Below are 12340 nucleotides of genomic sequence, written 5' to 3'. Positions count from 1 at the left end.
ATGAAAGTACTTGTATTAGGATCAGGAGGAAGAGAACATGCATTTGCATGGAAAATTGCACAAAGTAGTAAGCTTGAGAAATTGTTTGTTGCGCCAGGTAATGCTGGAACTGAAGAATTAGCTGAGAATGTTAATATCAACCCAAACGATTTTGAAAAAGTGAAGACTTTTGTTCTTGAAAATGGCATCAATATGGTTATTGTTGGGCCGGAAGATCCTTTGGTTAACGGTATACACGACTTTTTCTTAAATGATGATGCAATAAAAGCAGTTCCTGTTATCGGTCCAGAAAAATTGGGAGCTCAGTTAGAAGGAAGCAAAGATTTTTCCAAAGAATTTATGTTTCGACATAATATTCCAACTGCAAAATATAAAAGTATTACCGCTGAGAATTTAGAAGACGGCTTAACATTTTTGGAAGGTTTAAAAGCTCCTTATGTGTTAAAAGCAGATGGTCTTGCAGCAGGTAAGGGAGTTTTGATTATTTCTGATCTAGAGGAAGCAAAACAATCGCTAAAGGAAATGATTGGCGGAATGTTTGGCGACGCAAGTAGCACTGTCGTAATTGAAGAGTTTTTAGCTGGAATTGAATTGTCAGTTTTTGTTTTAACCGATGGTAAAAACTACAAGACATTAGCAGAGGCAAAAGATTACAAGCGAATTGGAGAAGGAGATACTGGTTTAAATACGGGTGGAATGGGAGCAATTTCTCCTGTGCCTTTTGCAACCGATGATTTCATGCAAAAAGTAGAAGATCGCGTAATTGTACCAACAATTGAAGGTCTTCAAAAAGATAATATCCCTTACAAAGGTTTTATTTTTATTGGTTTAATGAATATTGATGGCAATCCTTTCGTGATTGAGTATAATGTTCGAATGGGAGATCCTGAAACAGAAGTGATTATCCCAAGAATTAAATCAGATTTATTAGATTTGATGGATGCTGTTTCGAAGCAAGAATTAGACAAAGTTAATTTCGAAATGGACGATAGAACGGTAACTACAGTGATGTTAGTATCGGGAGGATATCCAGAAGCTTACGTGAACGGGAAAGAAATTAAAAATTTAAACAAAGTTGAAGGAAGTCTTGTATTTCATGCGGGAACAACCAATTCGAATGATGCTGTCGTAACCAATGGAGGACGTGTTATTTCTGTTAGTTCGTATGGAGACAACATGCAAGCAGCTCTTGATAATTCGTTTAAAAATGCTGAATTAATCGATTTTGAAGGGAAATATTATCGAAAAGATATCGGATTTGACTTGAAATAATTGAAATAAAATAGACTACCTCGTTTGTGCGCAGATGAGGTAGTTCTTTATATTCTTTGCGAAAATAAGACTACATGTTATTAAGGACACTCAAAGGTCGCCATTCCATATTGCTGGTATTCGTACCAGTTATTATCATTTTACTTTGGTTGGGAACTTTTCTCAATCCAGTTTCCTTAACAATGGGGCAAACTCAAATGCCTCTGTACGAATTGTTATTATTCCTTACGGGAGGAAGTAATTTAGTACTTAATATTATCGCAAGTGTTCTTCTGGTTTTAATAGCCTATGGCATGGTTCGATTAAACGAGCAATATATTTTTATTCGTCAACGAACTGATTTGCCTGCCTTTGTTTTTGCATTTATTGGAACTGGAGCAATTTCTCTGGGAGGAATGCATCCTTCCTTAGCGGCTGCTTTTTTGATGTTTCTGGCTATTGATAATGTGTTTAAAATTTATCAGGGTACAGCTACTTTGGCCAAGTCTTTCAATGCTGGACTTTTATTAGGTTTGGCAACTCTTTTTTATCTTTTTGCAGGCGTCTATATCATTTGGCTTTGGACTGCTTTAGCCGTTTTAGGATATTTGCGAGCGAGAGAGGTTTTAGCGGGTTTAATGGGATTTATTGCACCTCTTTTTTTTGCCTTTTTCTGGTATTTTTGGACTGATGGTTTAGGAGCTGTTTTTCAAGCGATTAGTGGTTTGTTTTCTGTCAATACTGATTTTGCAAGCATCTCTTTATTTCAATTTGTTTATTGGGGAATTCTGGGCTTTTTAGTGATAATGTCCTCTATTTATATGCTAACTGTTTATGAGGAGAAAAAAATTAGTTCTCGTAAATATTTTATTGTGCTCTTAAGTTTTTTCCTTTTTTCTGCTTTTAGTTTTATCTTTTTTGGAGGATCTGGAGTTGAGCAGTATTTTATTAGTATTATTCCTGTTACTTATATTACCAGCCATTATTTTGTTCTTCAAAAACATTCATGGATAGGTGAGGTGTTCTTCTATATTCTTGTTCTTTCAAGTATTTCCATCCATTTTCTAGCATAAAAAAAGTGCCATCTCCGAAGAAATGGCACTCTATATTTAGATTTAATTTTTACTTCTCAACAATGTTTGTCATATCAAAAGCCGTTGCTATGTTAGCATCTTCTTCGTTGTCGTTAACTGTAAAAATAATATCATTAAAATCTTTATCACCACTAGGTAATCTTACATCTTCGAAGCACAATACAATATCTTTGCAGTTTTGCTCCTTAAATAAAACGTGCTGTTGTTTTTGACCTTCTTCATTTTCATTCCACTCAATGTTTGTGAAATGACGATAATCTCCATCAACAGTAGTTCCATTTTTCCATCCTTTAGCGATTAAGCAAAAACCAATTACTGTATTTTCAGCAAATGCCACATCACCCAACTGAACACGATCTCCAGCTTTAAGTCCTCCGCCAGAGCCTTCTTTCGAAGCATTTGGGAACAACATGTGAAGTTCAACTTCATCAGCGTTTGCTGGTGGATTTTCACTGTCGTAAGAATAGTAAGCCAAAGAGTTTTTCCATCCAGCTCCTTCATCAACGAAAGTAAGGTAAACAGGAGATTCTTTAGTTAGCTTAAGAATTAAGTTATTCTCATCGTTAAATAATTCTGCATTGGCTGCGTCTGCACGATTATTTTTTCCTGCAGGGAACATTGCAATAATATTATCTACAAGAGTTTCGCAAGGTTTTGTAGGGATAATATCATCTGGCACACCTTCGTCAATTGAGATGGTAAGAATTTTAAGACCGCCTGTACCAGCAGCTACAAAAATGTAATTTCCTTGAGATTCAACAAAATTCACAGAAGAACCAAATTCCATACTACCCAATAAAGTAACGTCATCATTGTTCTCAGGAATCATAGCGCCAACATATATTCCAGCAGCTCCATTACCAATTAATAGTAACTCTTCATTCAAACATACCGAGTTGGTTACATAATCTTCATCCAAGCCACCTTCAGCTGTCTCTGGGCGATTAAAACGCTCTTTCAAACTACCGTCAAGGTTGCGGATATCTAAGCCAGATTCATTTAAGGCTGCAAGAATATAATCATCTGTTGCATCAATTTCTGTTTTTGATTCTTCAGAAATAGGACCTTGCACTTCGATTTTTTCTAATTCAGTAAAATCGTTTTTTGTGAAAGAACGAATGTGTTCATGTGCACTTAAAGCATATATATTCTCTGTGTTAATGCTTAAAGATCTTACATCTTCCATTACCACATCTTTAGCTACGGATAAATCACTTCTCTTAAGGATGCTTAAGCTACCCGCAGAACCACTAGTTACATATACATAGTCTTCATCAACTTCAACGTCGGTAGCTACATAAGAAGGAAGATCGATAAGATCAGATACAGACATGATTTGTTGAGAATTACTTAATTCTAAAGTAACCAAGATTGCTGGAGAATCCATAACGTAGCCTGCGCTTTCAGGGTCAAGAGCACCTGCTAAATAGATTACTCCATCATAATACTCTACAGAACTAACGTCAACGTTAGGAAAAAGAGCCTGAGATTTTAAGACAGGAGTTGTTGGATCAGAAATATCAAATAGTTCAACACCTCCACTGTATTTATCTCCTTTTGTATTGTAGGACACAAATGCCATATCATCTACAATTTTTACATGTGTAGATTGAACGAATTCTCCTTTAACTTTAGGAGCTTCAACTTCAGCACGTAATGTAAACGCATAGTTTTTAGTAAGATCAATCTCAATGCCTTCGGCACCTTCTTTTGTCGAACTTCCAGGAAGGTTCTTAATGACTTTTAGCTCATTTTTTGCTGTTACTCGGCTAGATAGATCTGCTGAGTTGTTGTTAATTGCAACACCTTCTTCAATTGTTTTCTTTTGATCGACTTGTTGGTTATCATTATTATTGTCCGAACAAGAGGAAACAATTATGAACAATGCTGTTAATAAAAGTAAATATTTTCTCATAACTATTTTTTGTTGTGTGACTTGCAATTTTCTTTAGACTTGCAAGTTACATTGTTTGGTTTAATTGATATGTTAGATTATGGTTAAATATCATAAAGTTTTGACGAAATGCTGTTTTTTGTTGGTGAAAATCCTTAAAGCTTTGTTGTTTAAATGATTGTAGTGATAGATTTAGTTGAGTTAATTTTCGAATAAAAGTAATGTCTTTTACCTTCTCAATACCCTTCTTTCACTAGCTTTAAGTCGTATTCACCTGATTTACAAATCAAGTATACGAGATTAATTAGTTTATTGTTATCTAAATATTTGTGTGAGGCGAGCATGTTTTCATTTTTTCAAAAATGAAAATAGAGATTTTTTTACTTATAATATTGTTCAGTAAAAGAGTACGTATTAGTTTCTAAAATGTTTTTTTATCCATCTAGGAAGGATGTATACGCCAATAAATAAATACGGATAGTAGGAAATGAGTCGCCATAGCAATGCCATACTTGCAGCGACTCCTGCCGAAGGTAGAAATTCACCCAGATATTTGGTGAAGACCCATTCAGAAAATCCACTTCCTCCAGGCGTTGGACTTACAAGCATCATAATCCACATGACCAATTGTCTGGCAAAAATCATGATGTGTTCCGTAATGGAGTATCCTTGAAACATAAAAGCAAGTAAGATAACATTAACTACCCAATATCTTGCTGTCCAGGACCAAAAGGTCGCCATAAAAGCTTTCATCCAAAAAAGAAAAGGTTTTCTTCGAAGTTCTTTCGAGCTTTCAATAATATCACTTCCTGCTTTGTTCGCACCATGTTTCCATTTGCGTAGTACGGGAAGTTTAAATATCCAAAGTAATAGCCATTTGAGTCCTCTTGGGTTCCAAAACAGACCGTAGGTTAATACAATAAAGTAAACCATCTTAACTAGATAGCCACCTAAGGCAAAATACAATAGAGAGTCGAGCCAAAGTGAATGTTCTGGCGATGTTATCATGAATAACTGATGAATATCTAAAAAGAGGATTAGTAAAGGGAACATTAAAATGAAATAGAGTTCGTCGAGGAAAGAAGTCGACATAACAACAGCAGAACTTCTTCCAACCTTTAATCCTTCCTTATTTAAGTATAGAATTGCAACAGATGTGCCTCCTATTGCCGAAGGAGTAATTGCTGATGTAAATTCCCAAAGCATAATAATGCGAAATGCTTGTCGCCAAGAAAAAGTCTGATCGGTTAATATTCGCAATCGAGCCATGTAGCCTAAATCACGAATCAACATCATAACAAGAGCAATACATATCCAGAATAAAGAATACCAAGAAAAATCAATTAAGGATAAAGTGTTGCCATCAACTTCCTTTATTAGCAAGTACACAACAGCCGCAAATCCAATTATTATTGGATAAACTATTCTACTAGGGCGAACGCCATCGAGTAGTTTTTTCTGGCTATCGGCTTGCTTTGTTTCCATTTTATTTTTTTAGTGGATTAAACTTACGGATTTTAAGTTTTTAGAGAACAATGTTTTAATGAATAATTTGTTAAAAATGTCTAAATACAAAATAACATGTGTCAATGTTTATTTTACTTCAGGCTTTGAATTAAATACAATAGATTTTATCAGTTTGGAGCTAATGAATTTGAAAAGTTGTTCATTACTGATTCTTCTAATGAACCAAACAAATTTGGCATGAAAAGGTACGAGATATCTGATTTTAGGTCTTTTTTTCTCACTTGCCTTTACAATTACTTGGGCAACTTGATCTGCTTTTCCTTCCAGAATTTTTGATTTTTTGAACAACTCATTTAATTTATTTGTTTGTTCCTTATATATAGAATCTCCAGAATTCCTTACAGCATGAGAAAAAGCTAGTTCAGCCCAATTGGATTCAATTGCACCAGGATTAATTAAAATTACTTTTATTCCAAAAGTTTTAACTTCTTGTCTAAGGCAATCGGTAATTCCTTCAAGTGCATATTTTGAGGCATGGTACCAACCGCCCATTGGTAAAGTCATTGCCCCTAAAATGGAACTGATGTTAATAATTCTACCCTTACTATTATTCCTCATACTTGGTAAAATTAATTTTGTGAGCTCAACCAATCCAAATAAATTAACCTCAAATTGTTTCCGCGCAGCTTCGATTGGAACATCTTCTATGGCACCATATAAACCATATCCAGCATTATTTATTAGGATGTCAATTTTACCCGATTCTTTTAAGATATGGTCAATTGCATTCTGGCAATCTTTTTTATTACTGATGTCTAATTTTATCAGATGAGCTCCATTTACCTGTAATTCATTCATTTGGTCGGTACTTGGAGCACTGGCATAAACGGTATATCCTTTTTTTAGAAAAAGTGCAGTAGTACTTCTCCCAATACCTGATGAGGCGCCTGTAATTAAAACTATTTTTTCATTCATATTGGAAATATTCTAAAGGATATATGTTTGGATTGAAAAGGGGAGAGAAGATACGTAGAAATAGAGATTATTTCAATTGGCAGGTGTTTGTTTTGAATAATTGACCTTTATAAATTGAGAATGAGGTAAATCATTTCTATTTAAACTAATTGAAATTTTGTTATTTTTAGTAAACAAACTTAGATCTACCAAATTATGTCATCAAAAGCAACAAGTAGAAAGTTTGGAACTGCACCCGTATTCTTTACAGCGATCTCAACCATTTTGGGTGCTGTCTTATTTTTAAGATTTGGTTTTGCAGTTGGAACAGTCGGTTTTTGGGGTGTTATCCTAATTATTGTTTTGGGACATTTGGTTACCATACCAACGGCTTTCGCAATTTCTGAATTAGCTACCAATAAGCGTGTAGAAGGAGGAGGTGAATATTTTATTATTTCCAGATCATTCGGATTAAATATAGGGGCAACAATTGGCTTAGCTTTATTTTTCTCTCAAGCCATTTCGGTTGCTTTCTATGTGATTGCTTTTACCGAAGCATTTGAGCCAGTTTTTAATTGGATTCAAACCAATTACAACATGAGTTTGCCGAGACAGCTTATTTCTGTTCCAGCCATGTTACTGTTGTCTGTTTTGATATTGAAAAAAGGAGCCAATCTTGGTGTGAAAGCACTTTATTTTGTTGTTGCTATTCTTTTTGCATCTCTATTGCTTTTTTTTCTTGGAGATACACCACATGCTGCTGTATCTGACTTTAGTGTATTTAAAGGAGAATTCAGAAATTCGGATAATTTCTTTGTGATTTTTGCAATTATATTTCCTGCTTTTACGGGAATGACGGCTGGTGTTGGTTTATCCGGAGATTTAAAAAATCCATCTAAATCTATTCCATGGGGAACTACAGCAGCAACCTTTATAGGCATGGTTATTTATGTGCTTGTCGTTTACAAATTAGCCCAATTTGCAAGTGCTGAAGATTTATTGGAGCATCAGTTGATTATGAGTAAAATCGCATTGGGTGGAGCTATTGTCATTCCTCTAGGATTAGCCGCTTCAACTATTTCATCGGCTTTGGGTTCCGTAATGGTTGCTCCTCGAACTTTGCAGGCTCTGTCGGTTGACCGATCTTTACCTTCCAGAGGATTAAATAGTTGGTTAGCCAAGGGGCGACAAAAAGATGGTGAGCCAATTAATGCTTCTCTTGTGACCTGTTTGATTGCTCTGTTTTTTGTTATTCTTGGCGATATTAATGCGGTTGCCGAGGTGATATCTATGTTTTTTATGGTGACTTACGGGGCACTTTGTTTGATTTCCTTTTTAAATCATTTTGGTTCCTCACCCAGTTATCGTCCATCCTTCAAGTCAAGATGGTTGTTGTCTTTAGTTGGATTTATTACCTCTGTTTGGGTCATGTTTAAAATCAATACCTTATATGCATTTGCAGCGGTAATAGTAATGACTCTTATTTATTTGCTGATTAATCGATACCATAAAGACAGGCATGGTTTGGCTTCTATTTTCCTAAATTCTTTATATCAATTAAATAGAAACGTGCAGGTTTTTTTGCAAAAAGCAGGAAAGAAACGCGTACAAGAGTGGCGTCCAAGTGCTATTTGTATCTCGAAAGATTCTTTTGAACGAGATACGGCCTTTAAGTTATTGAATTGGATTGCTTATAAATATGGTTTTGGCACCTATTTGCATCGAATTGAAGGTTATTATTCTAAAGCAACTTACAAGCAATCGCAAGTTGAGCTCGATAAATTAATTAGCGGTTTTGATAAAATGGAAAATCATGTTTTTGTCGATACAATTATTTCACCATCCTATACCTCAGCCATTGCTCAGGCTATTCAGTTGCCGGGAGTTGCTGGTATGGAAAATAATATGGTGATTTTCGAGTACGATAAATCGAGTGCTGAAAATTTAGAGGAAATTATTGAGAACTATGCTTTGGCAAATGCAGGGAATTTTGATTTTTGTGTCCTTGGAAGTTCAAACCGAACGTTTAAGTTGAAATCTGATATTCATATTTGGATTAAACCAAGTGATGCTGATAATGCTAATTTAATGATTCTTTTAAGTTTTATTATTGCGGGACATCCTGATTGGAAAAAAGCAGATATAAAAATATTTAACATCTGCAAAAAAGAAAATGCCGAATCAACACGTGCGCAATTAGATGAATTAGTTGTATCTGGTCGTTTGCCAATTAGTAATTCAAACATTGAAATTATTCTGGAACAAGAAAATGTAGCAACAAAAGAGATTATAAATGAAAAATCTGCGCAAGCTGGATTAACCATTATTGGCTTTAGAGGAGAAACATTAAAGCACGAAAAAGTTGAATTATTTAAGGGGTATAATGAAATAGGAAACATCCTATTTATTAATGCGAATAGTCAAAAAACAATAGAATAAAAAGCGTTAAAATGTTAAAAGAATCGTTTTGGAAAGAGTTTGGAGCGTTTATACAAGAATACAAAATTGTATCAGTTGGCGTTGCATTCGTAATGGGACAAGCAATTAATGAATTGGTAAAATCTTTTGTTTCCAATATGTTTATGCCATTGCTAAATCCTTTAATTCCTGATGGTACATGGAGAACTGCAACATGGAAAATTTGGTTGTTTGAGTTCGGCTGGGGACCTTTTACGAGTTCACTTTTACACTTTGGAATATTATCTTTTATAGTGTTTTTACTTGTAAAGAAACTCCTGAGAATTAAGAAACAATAGAAAATGAAAAGTCCGGGAACCACCCCGGACTTAATCTAACCCATTTTAATCTATGAAAACCTAATCCTTTCGGAAAGGATGATACAAACTTATGAAAACTATCTGGATTGAAAATCCTAAAAGATGTTAATTAAGGTTAATCTGTTTTTGGTTCTAAGCTTGTGATTTCAGATTGTATTTAGGAGAAACGACAATATAATGTATTGTCATTGTTTAGAGTGTAGTTCGCCATATTAGTACAAAAAAAGCGCCTACGGTGGAAGCCCGCAAACGCCTTATCTTTAGTGTGGAGAATATCGGAATCGAACCGATGACCTCTTGACTGCCAGTCAAAAATCTGAATTGTATCATTTTTCTTTATTGCCTATTGTTATTGGATTTATTCAATGTTTTAGCTAGGTTTGTTATGGATATAATCGTAAAAAATATGGTTTCAAATGAAAGAGTTTGCGAATCTGTTTGCGAAAAAATAAAATCATTATGAATTTAGATTGGATTTCCCTTCCAGATGTTAATGAAGAAATACTACAAAGTGACAAAGGAGTTTCTTTGGTTGCAGTGCTCGATACGGACAAGCAACGCAAGGATGGTTCTTACACGATAAAAGTAAGAATTATTCATGAAAGAATTTATAAATACTATTCAACAAAGATTGCAGTAACACAAGAGGAATACGAAAAATTAAGTAAGGGTAGTAGGTTAAATAAAGATTTAACAGAAAAGAGAATTGTCGTTCATCAATATTTAAAAAGGGCTTATGCTGTCATTTGTGAAATGAACGGTTTTTCATTTGTTGAATTTAAAGAACGATTTACACAGAAGCGTTCTGATATGAAAAGTGTATATGCTTATTACGATCAGTATATCGACGTTCTAAATTCTGAAGAAAGAATAGGGACAAGGGATAACTATACCTACTCAATGAAAAAGCTGAAAGAATTTCATGGAAAGAATTCAATTTCATTTGAAACGATTACTCCAACTTTTTTAAGACAATATGAGAAATGGATACTTGATAAAGGACACAGTAAGACAACTGTAGGGATTTATTGTCGGCCATTAAAAAAGATATTCAATGATGCTATAGCAGATGGAATTATAGGCAATGATAAAAATCCTTTTGGAGATGTGAAAAGGGGAAAGTATCAAGCCCCCGAAGGAAACAATACCAAAAAAGCTTTAAGTCTAGACGATCTGAAGAAGATAATAATGTATGTGCCTGAACCAGGATCTCCAGAACATTATTATCGTGATATTTGGGTTTTTTCATACCTCGGTAATGGTATCAATATGAAAGATCTTTGCCTCCTGAAGTATAAAGATATTGATGGCAATCACATTCGTTTTAGCCGTGAAAAGACAAAAAATACAAATCGATCAGCTCGACCAATTTCTATTGCCTTGATTGAAATGAATAAGAGGATCATTGAAAGATGGGGAAGATTCCCTCGAGAGTTGGATAAATTTATCTTCCCTGTTTTGGATGGAAAACCCAATGAGGAGGAGGTAAAGCGTAAAGTTCAGCAGTTTACCAAGCAGGTAAATAAATATATGAAAAAAATTGGGGTAAAGCTTAATATTGATGCAACAATAACAACTTACTATGCCCGCCATTCTTACGTTACAGCTTCCTTAAGAGCTGGTGTCGATATACATACAATTACAGAAAATGTGGGACATTCTAGTTTAAAAGTAATAGGTAAATATATTGATAGTTTGAATGAAGAAGAGAGTGTGAAAAATGCGAATAAACTTTTAAAATTTGATTGATATGAAGTTAAAGCTAGATAAGGACCAAAATATAGTAACAATTCCAAGTGAAGAACCTGCTAAGGCTTATGGTATTAATCAATTGACAGATACTCTTAATACGATAAGTTTTTTAGAGGAAGATTCTAAATTGATGATTAAGCAAGCAAAACAATTATCTAAGTATATATCAAAGTATGAAATTCAAATAATTAGGGAAGGAAGATTGTCTCAGATATTATGGATGTGTGCACAAATCTATTTGAATCTTAATGCCTATGATGAAATAATCAGGAAAGGAATAACTTCGAAAGAATACGAATTGTACCGATTTGGTTTACAGTTAAGGGAGAAGGTAGTTTCTTATTTGAAAAAGCTTAAGAAAAAGAGGGATGGGCTTATGTTTTGCGCTGAAATAGAGTCAGTTCAGATGTGTCAAGAATTATTACCACCAGAATTTGAGATCAAAAATTATTCTTTTCTGAAAAGATGTGATGGTGTTGATAAATTAAAGTATGAAGAATTCTTTCTTAATCAAGACTTTGATTTTATTGATGATGAGTATGATGATAAACATAGGCCTGAAGAAATGAAGAGTGAAATTGTCAATGTTCATAATAGAGATGATTTTAATAATATCGATTTCGTGAATGAAAAAGGTGAAAGTGTAGATGCTGAAAGTTTTGGCTTAACTGAGAAGGAGATTAAGGGAATAGTAGGTGAGCATTATTGTATTGAGGATGTTCATGAAGAAGATAATTTAAAAGGCGATGATAGAACTCAAAAAAATAGAAATCTTAAAGCTATTGATATTGCCTTATTATATTTTTATAATAAAGAAGTGATAGATGAAATGACGGATGAAGAGATTAGGAAAAAGTACCATATTATAACCGAAGGATATTTAACCTCAAGATATAATGAAATAAAGCATTCCACTGAAAGGTATAAGATTAAAAATATTTACAAGAAAGTTATGGATATTATGCCATTATTAACTCCTTCTGGGAGAGAGAAGGCTGAAGAAGATATTAAAGAATATTTGAAGTATAGAACTTCAAAGAGGTAAAACTGTTTACATTACGCAAAAATATTAGAGAGGATGTCCATTATATTGGATGTCCTTTTTTTGTTTTAAAAGCCATATGATTTATCATGAGACATCTAGGGTTTAA

Annotated in this window: 9 protein-coding genes; 6 read left to right on the top strand and 3 right to left on the bottom strand. The window is 34.1% G+C overall.

Annotation, left to right across the window (positions count from 1 at the left end; genetic code table 11):
• Both purD and L3049_RS10820 read left to right on the top strand, forming a co-directional pair.
• On the top strand, positions 1-1272 hold the full coding sequence (purD, locus tag L3049_RS10825; protein WP_275109825.1) for a phosphoribosylamine--glycine ligase: 1272 nt from the start codon (positions 1-3) through the stop codon (positions 1270-1272).
• A 74-nt stretch (positions 1273-1346) separates the two neighbouring features.
• Entirely contained in the window at positions 1347-2324 is a 978-nt protein-coding gene (locus L3049_RS10820; RefSeq protein WP_275109824.1) for a hypothetical protein, read from the top strand.
• Between the two features lie 49 nt (positions 2325-2373).
• Here L3049_RS10820 and L3049_RS10815 read toward each other — a convergent pair whose 3' ends face one another.
• The 3 genes from L3049_RS10815 to L3049_RS10805 all read right to left on the bottom strand — a co-directional run bounded on the left by L3049_RS10815 (position 2374) and on the right by L3049_RS10805 (position 6681).
• The gene (locus tag L3049_RS10815; RefSeq protein ID WP_275109823.1) at positions 2374-4260 is read right to left on the bottom strand and encodes a DUF4114 domain-containing protein; all 1887 of its coding nucleotides are present in this window, start codon (positions 4258-4260) and stop codon (positions 2374-2376) included.
• A 393-nt stretch (positions 4261-4653) separates the two neighbouring features.
• Entirely contained in the window at positions 4654-5724 is a 1071-nt protein-coding gene (locus tag L3049_RS10810) for a lysylphosphatidylglycerol synthase transmembrane domain-containing protein (protein WP_275109822.1), read from the bottom strand.
• 108 nt (positions 5725-5832) lie between these two features.
• Positions 5833-6681 carry an oxidoreductase gene (locus tag L3049_RS10805; protein WP_275109821.1) on the bottom strand — a complete coding sequence of 283 codons (849 nt, stop codon included), beginning with the start codon at positions 6679-6681 and terminating at the stop codon, positions 5833-5835.
• 195 nt (positions 6682-6876) lie between these two features.
• Between L3049_RS10805 and L3049_RS10800 the strand changes: the two genes are divergently transcribed.
• The 4 genes from L3049_RS10800 to L3049_RS10785 all read left to right on the top strand — a co-directional run bounded on the left by L3049_RS10800 (position 6877) and on the right by L3049_RS10785 (position 12234).
• Entirely contained in the window at positions 6877-9099 is a 2223-nt protein-coding gene (locus L3049_RS10800) for an APC family permease (RefSeq protein WP_275109820.1), read from the top strand.
• Positions 9100-9110: 11 nt separating this feature from the next.
• Positions 9111-9416 carry an MscL family protein gene (locus L3049_RS10795; RefSeq protein ID WP_275109819.1) on the top strand — a complete coding sequence of 102 codons (306 nt, stop codon included), beginning with the start codon at positions 9111-9113 and terminating at the stop codon, positions 9414-9416.
• Between the two features lie 480 nt (positions 9417-9896).
• Positions 9897-11186: a tyrosine-type recombinase/integrase gene (locus L3049_RS10790; protein WP_275109818.1), complete on the top strand. Its 1290-nt coding sequence runs from the start codon at positions 9897-9899 to the stop codon at positions 11184-11186.
• A gap of 1 nt (position 11187) precedes the next feature.
• Positions 11188-12234, top strand: coding sequence for a hypothetical protein (locus tag L3049_RS10785; RefSeq protein WP_275109817.1), 1047 nt, complete (start codon positions 11188-11190; stop codon positions 12232-12234).
• Positions 12235-12340 lie beyond the last annotated feature (106 nt).

Origin of the sequence: Labilibaculum sp. DW002, from assembly GCF_029029525.1 — a bacterium.
Lineage (GTDB): Bacteria > Bacteroidota > Bacteroidia > Bacteroidales > Marinifilaceae > Paralabilibaculum > Paralabilibaculum antarcticum.
The sequence above is the reverse complement of the archived record's forward strand: the minus strand, read 5'-3'. Positions and strand labels throughout refer to the sequence as shown.

Excerpts from the sequence above, each read along its gene's own strand:
- L3049_RS10815 (WP_275109823.1), bottom strand. The coding sequence starts at position 4,260 with ATGAGAAAATATTTACTTTTATTAACAGCATTGTTCATAATTGTTTCC.
- L3049_RS10810 (WP_275109822.1), bottom strand. The coding sequence starts at position 5,724 with ATGGAAACAAAGCAAGCCGATAGCCAGAAAAAACTACTCGATGGCGTT.
- purD (WP_275109825.1), top strand. The coding sequence starts at position 1 with ATGAAAGTACTTGTATTAGGATCAGGAGGAAGAGAACATGCATTTGCA.
- L3049_RS10820 (WP_275109824.1), top strand. The coding sequence starts at position 1,347 with ATGTTATTAAGGACACTCAAAGGTCGCCATTCCATATTGCTGGTATTC.
- L3049_RS10785 (WP_275109817.1), top strand. The coding sequence starts at position 11,188 with ATGAAGTTAAAGCTAGATAAGGACCAAAATATAGTAACAATTCCAAGT.
- L3049_RS10790 (WP_275109818.1), top strand. The coding sequence starts at position 9,897 with ATGAATTTAGATTGGATTTCCCTTCCAGATGTTAATGAAGAAATACTA.
- L3049_RS10795 (WP_275109819.1), top strand. The coding sequence starts at position 9,111 with ATGTTAAAAGAATCGTTTTGGAAAGAGTTTGGAGCGTTTATACAAGAA.
- L3049_RS10805 (WP_275109821.1), bottom strand. The coding sequence starts at position 6,681 with ATGAATGAAAAAATAGTTTTAATTACAGGCGCCTCATCAGGTATTGGG.
- L3049_RS10800 (WP_275109820.1), top strand. The coding sequence starts at position 6,877 with ATGTCATCAAAAGCAACAAGTAGAAAGTTTGGAACTGCACCCGTATTC.